This window comes from Microcoleus sp. B6-A1, assembly GCF_036705085.1.
Classification (GTDB): domain Bacteria; phylum Cyanobacteriota; class Cyanobacteriia; order Cyanobacteriales; family Microcoleaceae; genus Microcoleus.
This window is the reverse complement of record NZ_JAUBTU010000072.1, coordinates 1-24,412: the sequence shown is the minus strand read 5'-3', so window position 1 is coordinate 24,412 and position 24,412 is coordinate 1. Positions and strand designations below refer to the sequence as shown.

9 protein-coding genes are annotated in these 24,412 nt (G+C 44.4%); 6 read left to right on the top strand and 3 right to left on the bottom strand.

The genetic code is table 11. The annotated features are described in order from the left end of the window. The first annotated feature begins 188 nt into the window (after positions 1 to 188). The 5 genes from QUB11_RS22875 (at position 189) to QUB11_RS22855 (ending at position 6,978) form a co-directional block, all read left to right on the top strand. On the top strand, positions 189 to 2,132 hold the full coding sequence (locus QUB11_RS22875; protein WP_333391812.1) for a response regulator: 1,944 nt from the start codon (positions 189 to 191) through the stop codon (positions 2,130 to 2,132). Then, positions 2,133 to 4,040: a PAS domain S-box protein gene (locus QUB11_RS22870; RefSeq protein WP_333391811.1), complete on the top strand. Its 1,908-nt coding sequence runs from the start codon at positions 2,133 to 2,135 to the stop codon at positions 4,038 to 4,040. 528 nt (positions 4,041 to 4,568) lie between these two features. Beyond that, the gene (locus tag QUB11_RS22865; protein WP_333205896.1) at positions 4,569 to 4,739 is read left to right on the top strand and encodes a hypothetical protein; all 171 of its coding nucleotides are present in this window, start codon (positions 4,569 to 4,571) and stop codon (positions 4,737 to 4,739) included. Then, positions 4,736 to 5,188 (top strand): response regulator, encoded by a 453-nt coding sequence (locus QUB11_RS22860; protein WP_333391809.1) that lies wholly within the window; start codon positions 4,736 to 4,738, stop codon positions 5,186 to 5,188. Before QUB11_RS22865 ends, QUB11_RS22860 begins: the two co-directional genes overlap by 4 nt. A 38-nt stretch (positions 5,189 to 5,226) precedes the next feature. Then, positions 5,227 to 6,978 (top strand): diguanylate cyclase domain-containing protein, encoded by a 1,752-nt coding sequence (locus QUB11_RS22855; RefSeq protein ID WP_333391807.1) that lies wholly within the window; start codon positions 5,227 to 5,229, stop codon positions 6,976 to 6,978. 372 nt (positions 6,979 to 7,350) lie between these two features. On the opposite strand, the gene QUB11_RS22850 is transcribed toward QUB11_RS22855, so the two are convergent. The 3 genes from QUB11_RS22850 to QUB11_RS22840 form a co-directional block, all read right to left on the bottom strand. Then, the gene (locus QUB11_RS22850; RefSeq protein ID WP_333391805.1) at positions 7,351 to 12,369 is read right to left on the bottom strand and encodes a PAS domain S-box protein; all 5,019 of its coding nucleotides are present in this window, start codon (positions 12,367 to 12,369) and stop codon (positions 7,351 to 7,353) included. A 682-nt stretch (positions 12,370 to 13,051) separates the two neighbouring features. After that, positions 13,052 to 14,272: a hybrid sensor histidine kinase/response regulator gene (locus tag QUB11_RS22845; RefSeq protein ID WP_333205892.1), complete on the bottom strand. Its 1,221-nt coding sequence runs from the start codon at positions 14,270 to 14,272 to the stop codon at positions 13,052 to 13,054. A 248-nt stretch (positions 14,273 to 14,520) separates the two neighbouring features. After that, a complete protein-coding gene (locus tag QUB11_RS22840; RefSeq protein WP_333205891.1) occupies positions 14,521 to 21,012 on the bottom strand; it encodes a PAS domain S-box protein in 6,492 nt (2,163 codons plus the stop codon). Between the two features lie 789 nt (positions 21,013 to 21,801). Between QUB11_RS22840 and ppsA the strand changes: the two genes are divergently transcribed. Further along, entirely contained in the window at positions 21,802 to 24,279 is a 2,478-nt protein-coding gene (gene ppsA / locus QUB11_RS22835) for a phosphoenolpyruvate synthase (protein WP_333205890.1), read from the top strand. Positions 24,280 to 24,412: the final 133 nt, after the last annotated feature.

Sequence of the window (24,412 nt, the reverse complement as noted above, 5' to 3'; positions counted from 1 at the left end):
CCAAGCTCCACACCCTGCTAATCATCAGTCATTCCCAATTCTTTAATCTCACATATCAAATCTAAAATCTCAACTACGATAAGTTATGTAAATATCAAAGCAGTTGATTGAAGAGGGAGTGCTATAGTGACTATTTAACAAGTTTTCCTAATTTCAACAATTCTTAAATTAACAAAAAATAGCCAGCGATGACCAACAATCAAATAGAAGAAAATAAAGGCAACATATTAATTGTTGACGATACTCCAGAAAATTTGCAAGTTTTATCAGCAACGCTGTGCGATCGGGGCTACAAAGTCCGCGGCGTAATTAACGGCAAAATGGCAATCAGGGCCGCGCGCTCTGGTTGTCCCGATTTGATTTTGCTCGACATCAAAATGCCGGAAATGGACGGCTACGAAGTCTGCACCCAGCTCAAGGAAGATCCGAAGACATCCGAAATTCCAGTTATTTTTATCAGCGCTTTAGATGAAGTATTGGACAAACTAACCGCCTTTCAAGTGGGAGGGGTAGATTATGTCACAAAACCGTTTCATGTAGCAGAAGTTTTAGCGCGAATCGAACACCAACTGACTATCCAGAGGCTGAAAAAACAATTGCTCGATCGCAATAAAGAACTGCAAGAAGAAATAATAGAACGCAAAAAAGCCGAAGAAGCAGCGGCCGCTGCATCGCTCGCAAAAAGTCAATTCGTTGCCAACATGAGCCACGAATTGCGGACTCCCCTGAACGCCATCCTTGGTTTTACCCAAGTCATGAGCCGCGACTCTTTGCTCAGCCACGAAAATCTCGAAAATCTCCGAATTATTAACCGCAGCGGTCAACATTTACTGGAACTAATTAACGATGTTTTAGACTTGTCGAAAATAGAAGCAGGGATAATTGGCTTAGATCAACGCAGTTTTGACCTCTATCAACTCCTCGACACTCTCGAAGAAATGTTTCAAATCAAAGCTGAAACAAAAAAAATGCAACTGAGATTTTCCATCGAGGCTAATGTTCCCCCATATATAAAAACTGACGAAAAAAAGCTGCGCGTCTGCTTAATTAACCTGCTGGGAAATGCCATGAAATTTACTCACGACGGGGGCCGTATTTGGCTGCGCGTGAGCGTGGAAAGCAACCAGCCGCAGCAGCCGGCAGAATCGGAAAGTGATCCTAACTCAACCTCGGTCGAACCATTGTTAATTTTGTTTGAAGTTGAAGACACGGGAATTGGCATAGCAACAGCAGAAATTGATACTTTATTTGACGCTTTCGTGCAAACACAAGCGGGGAGAAAAGCTGGTGATGGTACGGGATTGGGTTTGACAATTACTAAAAAATACGTGCAAATAATGGGCGGAGATATTTGGGTAAAAAGTGTTTTAGGTGAGGGAACCAGTTTTAAATTTAATATCCGAGTATTTGGCGCTATTTCGTCTGAAATAACAGTGGCGACATTGCAGCGGGTGATAGGACTAGAAGCAGATCAACCCATTTATCGGATTTTAGCAGTTGACGACAATCCAGAAAATCGGCTGCTGCTGGTTAAAATGTTGCAACCAATTGGTTTTGAAGTCCGAGAAGCGGAAAATGGCTACCAAGCGGTTGAACTCTGGGAAAGTTGGCAGCCTCATTTAATTTGGCTGGATACGCGAATGCCAGTAATGGACGGTTTTGAAGCTGTCCGACAAATTAGAGCGAAAGAGAAACAAACTCAGTGGCGAACTGTAATTATTGCTCTGACTGCTAGCACTTTTGAGGAAAGAAAGGGCGAAATTATCGCCGCAGGTTGCGACGATTTTGTGCGGAAACCTTTTCTAGAACAAACTCTCTTTGATAAGATGGCTTGCTACTTGGGAGTGCGCTATCTTTATCAAGAGTTGCCCCGGCTCCCAGTGGGGGCTTTACGGCGTTATTGTGTGAACGAAAAACCCGATTCATTTTTCGGAGGGCTGCTGGCTCAAATGCCTCAAAGCTGGGTGAAGGAACTCCATGACGCAGCTAATGATGTTAATGAAGAGCTGGCGATTCAACTTGTCGATCGCATCTGGGAAAGTCATCCAACTTTAGCTGAGGCTTTAAAAGATTTGCTTGCCGATTACCGACTCGACAAGATAATGGATTTAACTCAATCGAGTTTAAAATAAATGGATAATAGCGAAATTAAAGTATTGGTGGTTGATGACCAACCAAGCAATCTGCGGTTCTTATCCAAACTGCTAATATCCCACGGCTATCAAGTTTACCGAGCTATTAGCGGTCAACTGGCGTTGAATGTTGCGATCGCCCATTGCCCGGATTTAATTTTGCTCGACATTAGAATGCCGGAAATGAGCGGTTATGAAGTTTGTCGGAGACTGAAATCAACACCAGAAACTGAACAAATTCCGGTAATTTTTTTAAGCGTATTAGATGAAATGAACGATAAATTACAAGCTTTTCGAGTAGGAGGCGCTGACTATATTACTAAACCATTTCAAGTAGAAGAAGTTTTAGCGCGCATCGACAAGCAAGTCCGCTTGCAAAAGCTGCAACAGCAATTAAAAGAGCAAAATTATCAACTGCAACAGTCGCAGTCGCTGCTTGCTAGCATATTAAATAGTTCCTTAGACTGTGTGGTGGCTTATTCTGCCGTCCGCAACAGTGAGGGAAATATTGTAGATTTCCAGTGGCTGTTGATCAACCCTGCAGCCGAAAAATTTTATGGTCTGCTATTAAATGAGATAGTTGGCAAAAATTTGTTAGCCCAAGTTTCCCAAGTTAGCAATAAGGGGTTATTTGATTTGTATGTTTCTGTAGTAGAAACAGGAGAAACTGTAGACCAAGAATTTTATTACGAACAGGAGCGAGATACAATTGTTTGGCTGCACATTGTGGCGGTCAAATTAAACGATGGTCTGGCAGTAACATTTCGTAATATTACCGAGCGCAAACGAGCAGAAATTGCCCTGCGAGACAGCGAAGAACGCTTCCGCGCCATATTCGAGCAAGCTGCGGTCGGCATAGCTAAAACCGCGCTTTGCGGTAAATTTATGCGGGTAAATCCCGGCTTTTGTCAAATTGTCCGCTATGCAGAATCGGAATTGTTACAGCAAAGTTGGCAGGCAATTACTCACCCGGATGACAGAGAAGCGGACAGAGAATACCTGCGCTCGCTGTTATCCGGAAAGATTCAAACTTTTTCTGTGGAAAAGCGTTTGGTATGCAAAGATGACGCAGTGCGCTGGGCAAATGTTACTGTTTCGGCAATGCGCGATGTCAAGGGGACACTGCAGTATTTGATTTGTGCGATCGAGGATATTTCCGAACGCAAGCTGGTACAAGAATTGCTGCAAGAGAGTTTAGACACTCAAACCCGCTACGCTCAAGAATTAACTCGTTCTAATGCCGAACTAGAACAGTTTGCTTACGTGGCTTCTCACGATTTGCAAGCGCCTTTGAGCACGATTGCTGGCTATGCTCAACTATTAGAAAAGCGCTTTCCCAACCAACTAAATGCCCAAGGGAATAAATTTATCCGCAATATTGTTCATTCTTGCGATCGGATGCAGGCGCTGATTGATGACTTGCTGGAGTATTCGCGGGTCGGGAGCAGTCAGAAACCTTTTGAAATGATAGATTGCAATCGAGTTTTTGAGGATGCTTGTGCTAATTTGCATTTGGCCATCCGCGAGAATCAAGCTTCAGTTACTAGGGGGAATTTGCCAAGGGTAAAAGGTGACTGTTTTCAACTGTTGCAACTGTTTCAAAATTTAATGGGTAACGCTATTAAGTACCGCAGCAGTGAAGCGCCGGTGGTGCAGGTGGACGCTTTGCGCCAGGGGGATAGCTGGGTGTTTTCAGTGCAGGATAATGGTATTGGGATTGCTTCACAGTACCATCCGCGAATTTTTCAGATTTTTCAGCGTTTGCACACCCAAAAACAGTATTCGGGAACTGGTATCGGTTTAGCGATTTGTCAAAGAATTGTCGATCGGCATGGCGGCCGCCTTTGGGTAGAATCCGAACCCAATCGAGGCTCGACTTTTTATTTTTCTCTTCCTATACCAAACTGAAGTCAATCGATTTTAGATTTTAGATTTTAGATTTTAGGTTTTAGATTGCAGATTTTAGGTTTTAGATTGTAGATTGTAGATTGTAGATTTTATATTTTAGGTTTTAGATTTTAGATTTTAGAATTGAAGAAAGCGACTCCACTGATAAATCCGGGGGCAAGTGAAGAGGATTCGGAGCTTTTTTCTCGCTCCACAGATGAATCCGGGGGCTTGTCACCAAATTGCTTGATTGTCACCAGTCCTTTACTTTAGCTTTAAATATCTTTATCTGTTCTTTACAAAAATGCTTATAAAGTGTAGCATATTCACTGATGACATCGAGCTATAAATCTATCAATATAAATCTATTAGCTCGATCCTTATACAACTTATAAATCAGCGGTGCGCGCAAGACTTGTTAATTTTTTTCAACTGTATCCAGAGCATCTTGCTTTGGGATGCAATAGTTTCCCTAGTAGTTCCCGGATCAAGATTTGTGATGTGTTTGCAGTTTGTAGGTTCTCGGACAGACTGCCAAGTGAAACAAGCATGATTCGCAAACCTTTGCAAATGCAGAAAAACGGTAAATTGCTGCAACACAATTTCAGTGTCCTCAGCCAGATTTACCGGATGATGGCAAGAGATGCTGTGCAGGTACTCAGACACTGCTTAAAGTTCAGCGACCTCACAAAAGACGTTCGTAGTGAGGCAAAGCCGTGAATTATCAAAAGAAAAAATTTACTCTTTTAATAGCAAACGATGACGAGCACACGCGCTTTTTGGTGAAGGAAGCACTGGGAGAAGTTCGATTAGCAATTACGAGCGAATTTGTGGAAAATGGAGAACAAGTCCTAGACTACTTATACCGTCGCGGTCAATATCTTGGTAGCAGCAATTGGCATCAGCCAGACTTGATCCTTTTGGATCTGAATATGCCGAGGCTGGACGGGCGAGAAACACTAAGTTTGATCAGATCTGACCCCCATTTGCAACAAATTCCGGTTGTAATGCTCACAACTTCCCACCGCAGAGGAGATATTTTGCTTTGCTACCGCTTGGGAGCCAATTCTTTTATATCCAAACCAGTAACTTTTGAAGGCTTGCTTGAAGTAATGAAGACTTTATGTGAGTATTGGTTTGAAATCGTTTCACTCCCGCCGGATATGTAAACTTTAATGGAAAGCTAAATCCATAGTTTGAGTGTATAGTGAATTTGATAAGCCGAAATATTTGCCGATCGCAAGTATCGCTCTCAAAACAAAAAAGTTGCCTTCGACCCGCTCCGAACGCTAGAGTTGTGTTAACACGTCACCAATGTCTGAAAATTTTGTTGGTTGAGGATGACCTCGGAGATCCCACAATGATCGAAGACCTTCTAGGGTCATTCAGCGAGTCTCTATTTCTTCTCCAAACTGTTAAGTCTCTGGAGATAGGAGTTGGGCGTCTGGAAGTAGACAAGTTTGACGCCGTACTATTAGATTTGTCAGTGTCAGACAGCTTGAGGGGAAGCGAGGATCTCGCAGTTTTGAAAGGGCGATGGCCCACATTGCCAATTGTGGTGCTGACAGATATCAAGGATGAAAATATGGCCCGGTCGGTATTGCGCTGGGGCGCTCAAGATTGTTTGGTAAAGGGAAGATTTCACAGAACTCTGCTGGTGCGGGCAATCCATTACGCCATCGAACGCCAGCAAATCGAAGAACAATTGCGGCAGCAGGCTCTGCGACAGCGGCTGTTGGGCAAAATGATCGAACATATTCGATCGTCAATAGATCCGGCAAGCATTCTCCAAAGTACCGTTGCAGAAGTGCGCCAATTTCTCCAAACAGACCGCGTTTTAATTTATCGCTGTCAGGATTGGGTGTCTCAATTGGACGGGGAAGAGCAAAAAGGTGCGATCGTCGCAGGTGACGGTTTGCCAGAAGGTTATATTGAAAACCCAAATATTAGTGCTGCTTTGGCGGTATCCTGCTTTATTTTAGTCGAATCCCAGTCGGTACAAGCAATAGCAGATGTCAGCACGGCCCCCTTGGCTGGCAGTTGCAAAGAATTGTTGACAGATTGTGAAATTGCAGCAGTTATAAGCGTACCAATTTGGCAATCAGGCGACTGGGAAACGGCAAAAGAAACACAAGAAACCACTGTTTGGGAAGTCGAGAAAAATCAAGATGCAGTGGAAAATTATATCTGGCCGCAGGCGAGTGGCAACCCGCAGGCGCAGGGTAAGAAGTTGCCGGATTCGATCGCAGAAAATGACAATAGTTTGTGGGGAATGCTGACAGCATACAATTGCAGTGGTGTCAGGGAATGGCAACAGTGGGAAATAGATTTTTTACAGCACTTGGCAAATCAAGTAGCGATCGCGATCGAACAATCTCAACTTTACCGCAAGCTAGCAATAGCCAATCAAAAATTGCAGCAACTGGCAACTACTGACGGACTGACTGGCATTGCCAATCGCCGCCAGTTCGATCGCGTTTTGAACTTAGAGTGGCGCAGATTGGCCAGAGAGGAGCTACCGCTTTCTTTAATTATGTTGGACATCGACTTTTTTAAACTTTACAACGAGTTTTATGGGCACCTGGGCGGGGACGATTGTTTGCGCCAAATTGCCGGGGCGATCGCCAGCGCCACCAATCGGCCTGGGGATTTGACTGCCCGCTACGGTGGCGAAGAATTTGGCCTAGTGCTGCCCAACACCAGCGCCCAAGGGGCAAACGCTGTCGCCCGGAAAATTTGCGACGGCATCGCCAGCTTGAAACTGCCCCACGCGCGATCGTCGATCGGCCCCTACGTTACCCTCAGTTGCGGCATTGCAACAGCGATTCCTTCTGCCCAGGAATCTCCCAACACCCTAATTCGCAGCGCTGACAGCGCCCTTTTTCAAGCCAAAACCGAAGGCAAAAATCGCATTTGTCACGCTAGCAATAACTCGGAATCTTCCCAGATTTTTATGTAAACGTTGAAGGCAATTAGTAATTAGTAAAATCGTGTTTTATTTTTAACTCACCACTCACAACTCATAACTCATATTGTTGACCTTTGCATCGGAATAATAATTTTCCGAGTGCAGTGCGAGCGGGATGCGATCGAGTGAGCCGGAGCAATAATAATGCTCGCTTTCAGGGTATAATTCTGATTCTACGGTATTTGATATTACTGAGATGTTGCACCATTCTCAATTACTTGTTTAGGAACAGGCTTTTCGGCCTGTTCCACAAAGAGTAAATTTTCTTGTGGAACAGGCCGAAAAGCCTGTTAAGCGAGAATGGTGCAAGATGTGAGATATTACCCATTTGCGCTTCCCAATTTCCAATTACCAATTGCTAATTTATTGCCCCAAATTTGAATTCCTACCAGTTAAATTCGGCTGCACTGGAATTTCAATCAAAAACTCCGCTCCCTCTCCCGGTGTCGAAATACAACTCAATCGGCCGCCATGCCGATCGACGATAATCGAGTGAGAAATCGACAATCCCAAACCCGTACCCTTGCCGACAGGTTTAGTCGTGAAAAAGGGATCAAACAGCCTCGATCGCACTGACTCCGGCATCCCCCCCCCGTTGTCCGCAATCGATACCGCTACGAAGCCTGCACCAGCCTGATAACTGCGAATAGCGATCGTGCTGGGATGTCGATCGCACTCCTCGATCGAACGCTGTTTGTCCCGTTCTTCCAAAGCATCGATCGCATTAATCAAAATATTCATAAATACCTGATTCAACTCGCCAGGAAAACATTCAATTTGTGGCAAGAGTTGGTAGTCTTTAACTATCTGAATTTCTCCATGACTGCTGTGAGATTTTAACCGATTTTGCAAAATCATCAAAGTGCTATCAATTCCCTCGTGAATGTTAACCGACTTCCCTGCGGACTCGTCCAATCGGGAAAAATTACGCAACGATTTCACAATCTCGACAATTCGCTCGGTTCCTACTTGCATCGAGTTAAACAATTTCGGGAAATCCTCAACAATATAATCCAAGTCTATTTCATCAATTTTATCCAAGACTTGGGCCGGAGGATGAGGACAGTAATGCTGGTAAACTTTAATCAATTCCAGCAAATCTAAAGTGTAATTGCGAGCCGGACTGAGATTGCCGTGAATAAAGCTAACGGGGTTATTAATTTCGTGAGCAACACCAGCAACTAACTGACCCAAACTCACCATTTTTTCATTTTGAACGAGCTGAGCTTGAGTCGTTCGGAGTTTGTTAATAGCTGCTTCTAACTCTAGCGCTTTTGAACGTTCTCGCGCTTCCGATTCCTGCAAAGCTGACTCGGCTTGTTTGCGATCGGCAATTTCACTTTGTGCTTGCTCAAACAGCATTGATTGCTGGATCGCGATCGCCAACTGCACGCTAATTTGTTTGAGACACTCAACCTCAATTTCCAGCCAGTGGCGGGGGCCCGCGCACTCGTGGGCAATCAATAGCCCCCACAACTTCTCGCCTTGCAAAATCGGCACTACCAAATTAGCTCGCACCTGAAATTGACTTAATAAATTAATGTAGCACTCGGAAAGACCAGCTTTGTAAATATCATCTACAGGTACAGCGCGACCGTGTTCGTAAGCAGAAGCATAGCTGTATTCAAAGCAGGGATCGTTAATAGTTAGTCCCTGAATCGATTGCCAATTTTTGCCCACCGACTCGACAGTTACAAAACCGCTCCTATCGGGATTAAAGCGATAAATTATTGTCCTGTCTGTTTGCAAAAATTGCCGTACTTCAGCAACAGCTTTTGTCAAGATTTCTTTTAAATTGAGAGAAGATCGAATGCGTTCCAGCATCTCTACCACCAACCGTTCTCGCTTTAATTGCTGGCGCAAGATAGCCTCGGCAAGTTTGCGAGAGCTAATATCTTCAATCACAGCAATTACATAGCTAGGTTCCCCAAACCCATCCTGCACTAAAGATACAGTCATATTAGTCCAAACAAATGAACCGTCTTTGCGAATAAAGCGTTTCTCAATGGAATAATTTAAAATTTCCCCAGCTAACAGTCTGTCGCGCGACTCGACATCTGCTGCTACATCTGCGGGGTGAGAAATATCCCCAACATTTCGCGATTTTAGCTCCAATTCTGAGTAGCCGACAATATTGCAAAACCCTTGATTTGCATTCAAAAAGTGACCGTCTGGCCACACTTTCACAATGCCTATCGCCGCTTGTTCAAATACCGCTCGAAATCGCTGTTCGCTTTCTTGCAAAGCAGTTTCGGCTTTTTTGCGATGGGTAATGTCCATTGCCGTGCCAAACATCCGCACCACCTGACCCAACTCATTTTTAATAGCTTGTCCTTTAGCGTTAACGTGCCTAATTTCTCCTGATGGGAAATAGATGCGGTGGTCGATATCGTAAGCTGTTCCTTCAGTCACTGCTTTTTGTACAACTTCTGCGAACCTTTCTTTGTCATCGGAATGAATTTGCTCTAAAAGTTCTTCCATTGTCGGTGGCAGATTCAATTCTCGACCATAAACTCGAAACAGTTCTTCCGACCAAGTAATAACTCCTGCCTCCCTATCGAATTCCCAATTGCCGATGCGGGCTATTTTTTGCGCTGCTTGTAACTGGTCAGCAAGTAGTTGCAGAGATGCGATTAACTGCGTTTTTTCTGCTTCTGCTGCCACGCGGGCACTGATATCTTTGTGAGTGCCCGTTATCCGCAACGGCGCACCCCATTCGTCGTACTCGACTACCTTGCCCATTGCCAGAATCCACTGCCAATTGCCCGCTTTGTTGAGCATCCGAAATTCAAATTCATAAATCTCAGTCTCACCTTCCAAATAGGAATTTAAACATTCCATTACCTTCCCTCGGTCTTCTGGATGCAGCAAACTTTCCCAACCTTTGAGGTTGTTTTCAATTTCGGTTTCTGCGTAGCCAAGCATTGATTTCCAATGAAAATCGAAATAAGTTTCGCCAGTAGCTATATTCCAATCCCACAGCCCCAAAGAGCTGCCTGAAACCGCCAACTGCAATCGCTCTTGACTGAGTTTTAATGCCGATGCGGTGCGTTTTATTTCTGTGAGATCGGCAATTATGGCTATCATTCCTATCGGTTGACTAGCGCTATCTTTAATGCAGTTAGCTCGCAAGAAAGTTTCTATAATATCGCCATTTTTACTCTTGATTTCAATTTCACTATCCCAGGAAAGACCTTTCCGCAGCCCCCTAAATAACTTGCTCAAATCTTGAGATTTGGGGTACATTACTGCTGGGCCGCCGGCATTATTTAGTTCCTCAACTGTATAGCCGTAGCGCTGAACAAATGCTTGATTGTGATAAACGGAATAACCGTCCAAATCGGCGATCGCGATCGCATCACTAGCGCTGTCTACAGCTTGAGTTACCAGGCACAGAGTCAGTTCGGCTTGTTTGCGATCGGTAATGTCAAAAATCGCTCTGTCGAGCCACAAAACTAGCCCTTCTATATTGTAAGTTGGCCTACCTCTTTCCGACATCCACCGCACCGCCCCGTCAGCGCGAACAATCCGGTATTCTAGATTGTACGGCTGTTTCGACTCTACGGCTGCGCTGATTTGTCGATCGACCATTTCCTTGTCTGCCTCGTGGACAATCGTCGCAAAACTCAAGCGGTTGTTGCCAATAAAATCCCCAGCAGGATACCCACTAATTACCTCAATTTCATCGCTAATAAATACCATCGTCCACTCAGCATCGTACAAGCTGCGGCAGATAGCGCCGGGGATATTCTCAACGAGCGATCGAAATCTGGCTTCGCTCTCCCGCAAAGCTGCTTCTGCCTGTTTTAAATCAGTAATATCCAGCACCATGCCTTCCCAAACTATATCCCCTTCCTGCCCTATTTCCGTCGGACGATCAACTCGTTCCGGTCTCGAAACCCCTTGCATCCACTTAAGTTTTCCCGACGGTACAATCGCGCGCCATTCCTGCTGCCAGGGCTGCATATTTGCCGCAGAAACAGCAATAGATTCTTCAAATTTTTGACGGTCATCTGGATGAATAAAACTAAAAAATAGTTGGGGATTCTGCTGAATAGTTTCTGGTTCCAATTCATATAAATCGCGGCTACCAGAAGAAATATAAGTAAAACTTTTTTTGCCGTCTGTTGAAAGACGAAATTGATAAATTATTCCCGGTAAATTGGCAGCAAGTTGCCGAAGTCTAGCTTCGCTTTCTTGCTGCGCTAATTGTTTGCGCCTATCCTCAGTGATATCTCGAATTATCCCGACTAGAATTTTACTGCCATCGGTATTTTCAAAAACAGTTTTTTTAGTAGACAAAATGTGCTTTGCACCGCTGCCGTCCGTAAATATTTCCTCGCTCTCGTTTTCTTCCCCCGTCCTAAACACTTGTTCGTCATTCTGCCAAAAAATCTCAGCTTCTTGTTTTGGGAAAAAGTCGTAATCCGACTTGCCCAGCAGTTCCTCGCGCTGCTTGCCGAGCAGCTTGCAAAAAGCATCATTTAACAGTATCCAGCGGTGCTGTTCGTCCTTGACAAAAATGGGGTCAGCCAGTGCATCTATCGTATAATTCAAGAACTTTTTACTAGCTTCCAGTTCGGAGAGTGCTAAAATTTTATCAGTAATATCATGGATAGTTCCTGTGGTTCCCTGCGCTGCGCCGTCCCCGCCCAACATCAAAAATTCTTGCACTTCCACCCAGCGAATTTCGCCATTTTTGGTAAGATATCGAATTTGATAGCAACTGGATGTTTCGTGATTTTTTCTCCGGCCTCTAAACGAATTTAAATATTGGTATTGATCGTCAGAATGAATGTAACTCAAACAGGAAGTTCCTAAGCTTTCATCAACGGTAAATCCGGTAATTTCTGTCCAAGCTGGATTGAGAAAAGTCCAATTGCCTGCAGTATTTGTTTCAAAAACTACTTCTTTGATATTGTCAACAACCTGCTGGTATTTTTCTTGACTTTTTTGCCATTCTGCTTGCCGTTTCTGGCGGGCGATCGCGCACCTGAGCGTCCGCACCAGCAGCCGGCTGTCTACCTGTCTTTTCACCAGATAATCTTGGGCGCCGGCGGCAATTAACTCGACAGCCAGTTCTTCGTCATCGGCCGCTGTCAGAATGACGATCGGAATATTTATACCGCAATCTTGAAGTCGGAAAAAAGTATTAAATTTTAGGCTGTCAGGAAGTGAAAGATCTAATAAAATTACATCAAAAATTTTGTCGCTTAAAATTTCTATAGCTTCCCGGAGGCGAACTACATTGGTCAGATCAATTGATTGTCCTAGTTGGGGTTCAGACAGCAGTTCTTGAATGAGTTCTGCATCTTCTGCACAGTCTTCTACTAAAAGAATTTTCAAACCAGGCGTTAAAGTTGACTCAAAAACAGATGTCATACCATTTTATATTTGATATTTTTGAATTGAGATTTGGAATGACTGATGACTATCGCAGTTTGGTTCTTGCGTACAGTGGCATTTTTCTTTACTGCTATCCTTTTGCTATTTTTTAGGAATTATAAAATCTCAGCAGCGGATGCAGCTACCTAGCTCATGATTTGGGAAATTGAACCGCAGGCTTTAGAGTTCGCTGTGTGCTTGCAAACCCCGCAGATTTATTTGTAGAATTGAGTTGTTCGCTGCAAGTTTTCCGCCTCGCCCCAAACCTAGTGGCCCAAAACTATCATTTTCTTACCCATATTGCAACTTAACTCTATTTTAATTTACAACCTTTGGCAGGGGAATAGCAAGAGGCAAGTCAAAAGAGCGCGGAGTAATCAGGATTTGCATTGCTGATAGCCTTTGAAACTTTAGATTATAAATGGCCGTTTAAAGCTTGCCTAAAGCTGCATTATTTTTCCATAATGGTATTACTACTAAGCTACGAGAATTACCGTTGATTTACAAGATACGGCCTGAGATTGTGTTCGGTTAATGGCCCGCAATTAGCGCCTATTTGTATTGAGCCATGCAAGTCCTCTCTTGATCGAGGAACCAAGACTTGCCTTCCTTGCTACAAACCTAATTACCAACTTAATTACGGTTGTCTAACGGACACAATTTAACTCAGTTGAGTCGCTCAATTTTTCTGCGGTTTAGGCAGCACAACTGTAAACACGCTGCCTTGACCGACATTGCTGCTAATAGCAATCTCACCGTTAAAAGGTTTTAAAAGTTCAATACAAGTATAAAGTCCTAGGCCAGTTCCTGTCGGTTCGCCTTCTCTTTTTTCCTCGCCTTTAGGTGGCTTTGATGTGTAAAAAGGGTCAAAAAGTTTTGGCAAATCTTCAGATGATATGCCGCATCCCGTATCTGCAATATCCATGTATATGTTCGAGTCGTCTTGCCGAGTCACGATAGTTATTTCTCTGCTTTTCTTTTCCCACATAGCATCCATTGCATTATTGATTAAATTATAAAATACTTGAGAAAGATAGGAATAAATTAAGGGAATGCTGGCAATTTCTTCGTCATAAAAGTATTTTTTTCTAATCTTATTTTTAAAATACAGGTTGCCTTCCAATAGCTGAATTTCTCGCTGCACTAAATCGTTGATATTCACCGGGTGCAAATCTTGCTTTTGCTCGTTTCGGCTTTTCATCATCAGAGTATCCATGATCTGATTGATTTTTGTGACAGCTTGAAAAATATACTTAGTATAATTAAACAGAGAGTCTTCTTGAATTTGTGTGGCTTTTGTTTCAATCAAATCGACGCTAGTCTGGATCACTTGCAGCGGACTTTTGAGATTGTGAACCATGCCCTGAGTCAAACGTCCGATGATGGCTGTTTTTTCCTGGTTTATTAATTGCTTGGTTTTTTGTTCAACAAGTCTTTCAAGGTTTTGGTTGAGGTGGGCAAGTTCGAGGTTTTTTTCTTCGAGTTTTTTTTGCAAGCTGCGGATTGTCAAGTGGGTTTGAATCCGGCTCAAAACTTCTTCGTGCTGGAAAGGCTTAGTGATGTAGTCAACGGCTCCTGTCTGAAAGCCTTTTACTTTATCAGGCGTATCGGAAAGGGCGCTCATAAATATGATGGGAATATCTTGCGTTGACGGGTCTGCTTTCAAACGTCGGCAAGTTTCAAAACCGTCAATTCCTGGCATCATGATATCCAAAAGAATCAAGTCTGGATGGATGTAGTCAATTTGCTCGATCGCACTTTCGCCGTCTAGAGCCACTAATACTTTAAACCCGTAATTCCTTAACAACTCGAAAAGTACGTCAAGATTTGTTTGGTTGTCATCAACAATTAGTATGATGCTTCTTGCGGAATTCTTATCGTTCATATTCAAGGCAAACATTCAAATTTTTTACTTTTTAGTTGTGGGTGGTGAGTTTAAATCGGATTCAAGTGATTTTCGGCGGCTCTCGAAACCCGGTTGCTTCGTAGATCCCTTTATTTGCAATCACTCTTTCTTTTATGGGCGGGTAGGATGCCCACCCACCAAAATTACAGTCTCTGTGGAACAGGCCGGACAGCCTGTTGCTGACAAAAGTGCAAGATGTGAGATTTAACTGATTTTGAGTTGTGTGTTAGCTACCGTCAATTTTAGGACAAATGTTGCTTCAAAAAATCTCGAATTTGCTTGAGCTGAAATCCTTTAGCAAGTTGGCGCAGGTGATGAACGAAAGGCACTAATGTCGGGTCAGAATGTTCGAGTTTAGCAGTTTCTTCCAGAATAGCTTCAATATCGCCCATTGCAGCCAATCTTAACAACGCCAAGACTGACTCTGAGGCAGGAGACACCATCGTTGAGTCAGCAGCCGCAATTTCAGAATATGCTTTTGCAGTGTGGGCTGTCCGCTTTTTGGTTTGTGCTCGTTCTTCGTAAACCCATTCTAGTCTCAAGTGCAGGCGCAATAATTCTAAAAGCTCGTTAGTTTGAATCGGCTTGGTGAGAAAACTATCGCAACCTGCAAGTATGCTCTCTCGCTTGGTAGTCTCGTAAACGTTAGCGGACAAAGCAAGGATAACCGTATCTTTTAATTCCGGCAACTGTCGCAGCCGCCTGGTAGCTTCCCAACCGTTCATGACGGGCATCAGCAAATCCATTAAAATTATATCCGGTAGAAATTCCTGTGCTTTGTGCAAGCAGTCTTCGCCGTCTGTAGCTTCTGCAATTTCAAAGCCTAAATGAAAAAGTAGCCTGTGCAACATAGCGCGATTTACTTCGTGATCGTCCACGATTAGCACTTTCCGCTGGGGGCCGGTAAAACCGATAAGCCGCCTTTTTTCTTGCCGGGAGGGGAGTTCAGAAGACTGGGCGACTGCGGGCAAGTCTAGATCCAACCAAAATATACTGCCTTTGCCGGAGGTACTTTGGACGCGAATTTGGCTGCCCATCATTTTGGCTAATTTTTGGCTGATGGAAAGTCCCAGTCCCGTACCTTCAACGAAATTGTTATGATCGCCCACTTGATGAAAAGGCAAAAATATTTCTTCTAATTTATTCTGAGAAATGCCAATGCCGGTATCTTCGATTTGAAAGCGAATTTTAGGGGTAGGAACACGGCCGATATTTTCTGCTGTTGTCACCTCGCGCGCTTCTGTTGTTCCTAGGGGCTGGATCGACATTTGCTGCGCGTCTAAATTCGCGGTCACATTGAGCGTTTGACTGGCAATTTCCGCTGTCAAACTAGAATTTTCGCAGTTGGTTTGAGGATAGTTATCGGGGAAATTTTCTGCATAACCGACTTTGAATGTAACGCTGCCGCTCTTCGTAAACTTAACGGCATTGCTGAGCAAATTAATCAAAACTTGACGCAACCTTTTTTCGTCTGCCAAAATGCCGTCTGGCAGCGCTGAAACCTGCTCGTAATTAAAAGCAATTCCTTTTTGAGCCGATCGCATCTGGAACAAATCAATAATACTTTTCACAAAACTGGAAAAATGCAGGTTGGTCAGCGACAGCTCCATTTTACTAGCTTCGATTTTTGAGAGGTCTAAAACATCATTAATCAGCATCAGCAGGTGGTTGCCGCACTGGTGAATGTTGTTAAGACTTTCCTGCTGATCTGCGGTAAAGTTTTTCTCGACTTTGAGCAGTTGAATGTATCCCAAAATCCCGTTCAAAGGCGTCCGCAATTCGTGGCTCATGTTGGCGAGAAAGTCGCTTTTAGCGCGGTTGGCAGATTCGGCGGCTTCTTTAGCTAATTGCAGGGCGGCTTCTGCAAGTTTGCGATCGGCAATTTCGGTTTGTGCTTGTTCAAATAGCACCGATTGCTGAATGGCGATCGCCAACTGCACCCCCAATTGTTTTAGGCACTCTCCCTCCAATTGCTGCCAGAGACGCGGGCCCGTGCAGTGGTGGGCAATTAACAGCCCCCACAAGTTTTCACCTTGCAAAATTGGTACTACCAGATTCGCTCTCACATCGAGCCGAGTCAACAAACCCAAGTGGCAGTCGGCCAGGCCGGCATTGTAAACATCTTCTATGGCTCTAATTCTACCGTCTTGGTAAAGATGAACGTAGGCTGCCCCGAAACAGGGGTCATAAATTTCCATTCCTACAATTGGTCGGACATTTTCGGCAACCGACTCGACAGCGATAAACCCGCTCCAATCCGGATTAAATTGGTAAATAATAGTGCGGTCTACTTGCAAAAAATGCCGCACTTCTTCGACACTTTTGGTAAGAATTTCTTCAAGATTTAGAGAAGACCTAATGCGTTCCAGCATGGCTACGGCTAACTGTTCGCGCTTTAATTTTTGGCGTAAAATTACTTCGGATTCTTTGCGTTTTGTGATGTCAGTAATTACTGCAATTAAGCCGATATAATTCCCATTAATATCTTGAATACTGTCGGCTCGCACCAGAGCAGTTACTGCTTCGTAACTCTTAGTTTGCAGCGCAACTTCGCCACACCAAGAGCGACCTTGGCGAAGGCTTCTATAGATTTGTTTATGATTTTTATGCCGGACATAAAGCGCGGTCATATCGCCAATATCATTGAGTTCTTCCACCGTGTAGCCGTAGCGCTGAATGAAGGCTTGATTGTGGTAAATAGACCGCCCTTTCAAGTCGGCGATCACGATCGCATCGCTGGTACTTTCGACGGCTTGAGTGACCTGCAGTAAAGCTAATTCGGCTGCTTTGCGATCGCTAATATCCGTCATCGAACCCACCATCCGCAGAGGGTTTCCGGCTTCGTCCCACACTGCTTGAGCGCGGGCGAGCACCCACTTATAGCTACCGTCTTTGCACTGCAAGCGGTATTCGGCGGCGTAATTGGGGGTTTGGCGATCGAGATAAGCTTGGATCGCTGCTTGCACTCGTGAGCGATCGTCTGGATGGATGCGCTCGATCCATGCGCTGTTGGTGCTGTCGATTTCGCCGTCTGTGTAACCGATAATTTCTTGCCAGCGGGCAGATCGAAAAGCTTCATTTGTTTGAAGATTCAGATCCCAAATTCCGTCTTGATTGCCTTTGAGAACTAACTGCCAGCGTTCTTCACTTTTACGCAATTCTTCTTCGGCTTGTTTGCGCTGAATATAATCGCCCAACTGAGTCGCTACAGCCTTGACCAATTCTACTATACGCGGTTCCATAATCGAGCGATCGCGCTTGCAGAATACTAAAACTGCCAGCACCTTTGAACTAGCGTGAATTGGCACTCCGAAACAAGCTTTCAATCCGACTGATTTCGCCATTTGCGATCGGGCAAAAAGATGATTTTTGGCTAGAGAAATATCTTCAATCCATTCTACATTTCTGGTTGACCAAATCCGTCCAGGTACTGCCACTCCGGCGGCGAATCTAATTTTTTTACTTTCGTGGCCAAACGTATCTAAATCGCGATCGCTAGCGTACCAAGTTTCGCTGTGTTCCAAAAAAGTACCGTTAGCACTCGGTATCCAAGCTTCTGCAAAATTCCAGCCGATCGCATTGCACAGCAACCGCAGGATATCTGGGAGGGCGCTCTGAAAATCTGCCGACTGACTAATGGCTTTAGTTGCTGCCAGCAACAGCTTTATTTCATCTTCTGCTTGCTTGCTTTCTGTAATATCAGTTGCCGTGCCGAGAATTTGTTTTAACTTACCGTCTGCTGTTTTCCCAAATACAGTATCTCGGCTAACCATCCAGCGCCAAGAACCATCCTTGTGCCTAATTCGATATTCAATTTCAAAGATATCCCCTTCGCTGCCTGTTTCGACTTGCTGTAAATAATCAGGCATTTTGATTGAATCTTCGGGGTGGATTAAACTTGAAATCATCCACGGCCCCATTGCCTGAATCTCCTCTACTGTATAGCCAAGAATGTGGTAAATAGAAGCGTTCGCATAGATATTTTTTTTTTCAATTAAGTCACAAACATACAAAATATTAGGACTGGCCCCAGCAATTTGCTGAATGAACCGCTGGCTTTCCCGCAGTGCTGCTTCTGTTTTTTTTCTTTGGGAAATATCGCGAACAATGCAAATGATTTCCCCGTCGGGCAGCATTGTCAGCGATACATCTAGAGGAACCTTCGATCCGTCGCGGCGACATCCTACTGCTTCGGTCATGTACCAACCTTTCTGCACTAAATTAGGCACAACTTCTTCCTCAAACCTCTGCCGTTCTGCACCTTCGTAGAATATTTTCCAATTTTTGCCTAACAGTTCTTCGAGAGAGTCGTAACCGTAGATTTTTAATCGGGCTGCGTTGCAATAAATCAAAAGTCCGTCGCTATCGATTATGGCTATACCTTCGGAAGCGGCAGCCATTGCCGCTGTTTGTCGGTGGAGTTTTGACTCGAAACGTTTGCGATTGGTGATGTCGCGGACAATCGCGATAATTTCGTCATCCGTGCAGAAAACAATTCTCGCTTCAAAATCGTACAGTTCCTCATTAACGGGCATTTGATATTCTACAACTTGAATCTCGCCAGTGGCGATCGCTTGTTGATGGCCCGACAAGATTTTGTCAGCAAAAGCAGCCGGTAATATGTCTTGTGCTTTTTTGCCAATTAGTGCTTTTTGTGGTAGGATATTCTCGAAATCTTTTGCAGGTTTGAAGTCTACAAAAGTGCCGTCTGCCCGACAGCGAAATATCATGTCTGGTATCGCATTTAAAAGAGCGCGGTTAGTGGCTGCGCTCTTACGCAATTCAGCTTCAGCTTGCTTGCTAAATGTAACGTCGCGAGCCACTGCATAAATCAAACCTTCTTCTGCAAACGGCGATGCTGTCCACGACAGCCATTTATAAGTACCATCTTGGCAAAGATAGCGGTTTTCTAAGCTAATAACGGGGTGGCTTTTTTTAAGTATTTCTAATTCAGCTAAAGTAATTGCTCGGTCGTCTGGATGCACGAATTCTATCAAAGGTTTGGCTAACATTTCATCACTGCTATAACCTAATACATTTGACCAAGCGGGGTTTAAGCGTTTGAAATAGCCATCAAAACCTGCAATGCAAAGTAAATCCAACGAGAGATTAAAAAATCGATCGCGGTCTTGCTGGGTTTGTTTCAATTCCGTAACATCCATCACCAAACCGTCCCAAACTATATCGCCGTTGGCTTGCTTTTCTGGCTTTGACGCGCCTTGCAGCCATTTCACTCGATCTCCCATAACTTGCCGCCACTGGTGTTGCCAAGCTTGCTGAGTCACCGCTGAAGTTGCGATCGACCGCTGCAAGCCTGAGATGTCGTCTGGGTGAACTGTTGCAAAAGCCAAATGGGCATTTTCTTCTATTTGTTCTGGTTTTAAATTGTATATCTGCCAACTGCCGGAAGAAACGTAAGTAAAAGATGTTTTACCATCTACATAAAGCCGATATTGATAAATCATTCCCGGCACGTTGTCGGTCATTATTTGAAATCGAGCTTCGCTTTCCTGCAACGCAATTTGCTGGCGTTTGTATTCTGTCACATCTCGCATTGTTCCGACCAACATTTTACGACCATCGGCGTTGTTAAATACTGTTTTTTTAGTAGAGATAATGCGTTCTTGGCCGCCGCCATCGGTAAAAATTTCTTCTGTTTGCTGAGCAAGACTTCTTTGCAATACTTGCTCGTCTTGTTGCCAAAAAAAAGCCGCTTGTGCTGGGGGTAAAAAATCGTATCCTGACTTGCCAATCAGTTCCGCTCGCCTTTTTCCTATCAAATTGCAAAAAGCATCGTTTAATACGATCCATCTGTGCTGCTCATCTTTGACAAAAATTGGGTCAGGAGTAGAATTAATCGTGTGATTTAAAAACTCTTCTGATGCTTTTAATTGAGCTTCGTAACGGTAGCGATCGCTCACGTCCAAGACTACTTTAATCAGGTGGTCGATCGAGCCGTCTAGGGCGCGAATACAGCGCAGGGAAACTCTAGTATAAACTGTTTGTCCGTCTTTTCTGCGCCACCTTTTGTCTAGAACATAGCCTTCGCTCTCCCCAGCCAAAATTTTATTTAACTGCTCCCCACTAGCCTGCAAGTCTTCAGGAAAACCCCACCTCTGGCAATTCTCATGCAAAAAATCTTGGCGATCGTATCCCAGCAAATCGCACAAAGCATCGTTTACTTCTAACCACTCGTATTTTTCTGGTTCTGAGGGGGAATTCGGAGGAGCAAGAATCGCAATTCCGACGAGAGAATTCTCGACTACCGAGCGATATTTTTCTTCACTTTTTCGCAAAGCTTCTTGGTTGTGCTGTCGCTCGACTGCGTAGCGAATCGATCGAATTAACACTTCGCTGTCGATTTTTCGCTTGACTAGATAATCTTGAGCTCCGGCTTGGATTGACTGCACGGCAAGCTCTTCATCGTTGCGGGCAGTCAGTACAACAATCGGAGTATTTAGACTGTATTCTTGTATTTTGACAATTGTATTTAAGTCTTGGCTGTCCGGCAGCGAAAGATCTAGTAAAATCACATCAAAATGTTCACTGACTAAAATTTCCTGCGCTTTGCTGAGACGGTCTGTACAACTTACGGATAGTCTTTGGGGTTCGGCTCTACTGACATTTGTTTCTAATAATAATTCTTCGATCAGATCGGCTTCGGCTTGATTGTCTTCGACCAGAAGAACTTTAAAGCCGTTTCGCTTTGCGGCTGGGCTCAAAACTGATATCATATACCTTGTTTTTTGTCATAAGGCAGTCGAGCTAACTATTATAGCATATAAATAATTACCTCCCCCCAAATCCGGCCACTCCAAGTTAAAAACTCTGTGGTTCAACAATTACAATGTACTCTATGCAACTGTTTTTTTGCTCTAAGTAGATCCACGCAATCAGAGGCAAAAATTTTACGGTTTTTAGGATCTCTGTTTCAGGAGGAAACTAAGCTGCTGGGTGTTGTGTTTTTTTGGGCTAGCACCCCGGTCTGTCGATTTTAGATCTTAGATTTTAGATTTTAGATTTAGTCCACAGATGAATCGGGGAGCTTGAACTAGAATCTAAAATTTTGGGTGACTCACGGCTACTGTCGGAAAGTAAGTATCGGTTTTTGGGCGGGGTCAGCCGATCGCGCGATCGAACCCCACCCTTTGTTCCCCTTGGATTCCCCTACCAACACAATCCGAGCGATATCCCCACACCAATCAGCGCTCAACGCCAAAAAAGCGGTGAGAAATATCTTCGTTATTCATATTTTTACCACTTCTTTTATAATACCTTACATAAACTCATTACTGCAAATTCTTTACGTTTTGCAATCAAATCAAATATCTCCACAGGCCTTGCTATTTAGCCAAAAAGTGATAGTCTTGAAATAGAGGCAATCGAAAATTCGGTTGATACAGCCTAGGAAAAAAATTGAGAATTTTTGTAACAAAATTACAATTCCCAATAAACTGTCTTTTGTTTACCTTTTGTTTACTGTCCTTTGACCGAACTGAGATGAATTTTAGAGGAAAAAAGCAATGATCGAAAATTTAGCAATTGATCAAAAACCCGGTTTAATTCCCAAAGAAAAAGCCTTAGTATTGTTGTTTGATGAAGTCGGCATCGCCGACATCCCATTAGTAGGCGGAAAAAATGCTTCTTTGGGCGAAATGATTCAACAATTAACCGGCCAAGGAATCAGAGTTCCCAACGGATTTGCAACTACAGCACACGCTTACCGGCACTTCATCCAGTCAGCGGGTTTAGAAGCTAAATTGCGCGAAATTTTTGCCGATTTAGACGTAGAAGATCTGCAGAACCTGCGACAAAAAGGCAAGCAAGCGCGGGCACTGATTCTGGACACACCATTTCCGCGAGAAATCCAAGCGGCGATCGCGGATGCTTACGAAACATTGTGCGATCGCTACGGCGACAGTACAGACGTAGCAGTGCGTTCCTCCGCCACCGCCGAAGACTTACCAGACGCCAGTTTCGCGGGACAGCAAGAAACCTACCTCAACGTCCAAGCTTGCGCTGGCGTCCTCGAATGCTGTCACAAATGCTTTGCTTCCATATTCACAGATCGCGCGATTTCCTACCGCCAACAGCGAGGTTTCGACCACTTTGAAGTCGCCCTATCAGTCGGCGTCCAAAAAATGGTGCGATCGGACTTAGCATCCTCCGGCGTCATGTTCAGCATCGACACCGAAACCGGATTCAAAAACGCCGTATTAGTCACCGCCGCCTACGGATTAGGCGAAAACGTCGTCCAAGGCACCGTCAACCCCGACGAATACTTCGTCTTTAAACCCACCTTAAAACAAGGTTTTCTCCCGATTTTAGACAAACGTCTCGGCACCAAAACACTCAAAATGGTGTACGATATCGGCGGTTCTAAATACACCAAAAACGTCTCCGTCATAGCAGCCGAAAAAAATAAATTTGCCATACAAGATGATGAAATTCTGCAACTCGCAAAATGGGCCGTCATCATCGAAGAACACTACTCTAAAGTGCGCGGGACTTATACCCCGATGGACATTGAGTGGGCAAAAGACGGCAATACTGGCGAATTGTTTATTGTCCAAGCGCGACCCGAAACAGTACAATCTCAAAAGTCTGCTAAAGTTTTGCGAAACTACAAATTGCAAGGTTCCAGTGCAATTTTGGCAAAAGGACGCGCCGTTGGCGAATCAATCGGACAAGGAAAAGCCCGCGTGATTTTAGATGTGCACAAAATCGCTGAATTTCAATCAGGAGAAGTTTTAGTTACCAACAAAACAGACCCGGATTGGGAACCGATTATGAAAAAAGCAAGTGCGATCGTTACCAATTCCGGCGGCCGCACTTGTCACGCCGCCATCATCGCCAGAGAAATGGGAATTCCCGCCATTGTCGGCACCGGCGACGCCACTCAAATCTTGAAAAACGGGCAGGAAATCACTGTTTCTTGTTCCGAAGGAGACGAAGGCAAAGTTTATTCCGGTTTGCTTCCTTTTGAAATTCAAGAAACTGCGATCGAGAATTTACCCCGCACCCGCACTAAAATTTTAATGAATGTCGGGAACCCAGAAGAAGCCTTTGGTTTATCAGCCATTCCTTGCGACGGCGTAGGCTTAGCGCGGTTGGAATTCATCATTGCCAATCACATTAAAGCACACCCGCTGGCACTGATTCACTTTGACGAATTGGTGGATGAATCAGTCAAAGAAGAAATTGCAAAGCTGACAGCACTTTACCAACACAAACCCGATTTCTTCACCGACAAACTCGCCCACGGGATTGCCACAATTGCCGCCGCATTTTATCCAAATCCAGTTATCGTGCGGATGAGCGATTTCAAGAGCAACGAATATGCTAATCTTTTGGGAGGGCGGCAGTTTGAACCCAAGGAAGAAAACCCGATGATCGGGTGGCGTGGCGCCTCTCGCTATTACGACCCAAATTACCGCGAAGCTTACGCTTTGGAATGCAAAGCATTAAAGCGAGTTCGCGACGAAATGGGCTTGACAAATGTGATTCCGATGATTCCATTTTGCCGCACCCCAGAGGAAGGCCGAAAAGTGTTAGCCGAGATGGCAAAACACGGTTTAGTTAAGGGCGAGAACGGCTTGCAAGTGTATGTGATGTGCGAATTGCCGAGCAATGTCATATTTGCTGACGAATTTGCCCAAGTTTTTGACGGATTCTCGATCGGCTCTAACGATTTAACTCAGCTAACATTAGGATTAGACCGGGATTCTGCTTTAGTCGCGCACATTTTTGACGAACGGAATGAAGCTGTCAAGCGCATGGTAGCAATTGCCATTAAAGCCGCCAAGAAGTACGATCGCAAAATTGGGATTTGCGGTCAAGCCCCCAGCGATTATCCTGAGTTTGCTCGATTCTTGGTTGAGTTGGGAATTGATTCGATTAGTTTGAATCCCGATTCAGTTTTGAAGACTTTGTTAGATGTTGCTAAGGTGGAAGGTGCGGGTTCGTTGATGGATTTAGCGGGGGATATTGCTAAGGTTTAACCGTTTGGGTTTTTGAGAGCAACCGGGTTTATCAAAAAGTTTGTGGGATGGGCGTCCCGCCCGTCCAAAAAAGACGGGCGGGACGCCCATCCCACAATAACAATTAAAATTGTAAGTTATTTAATTCGCGATC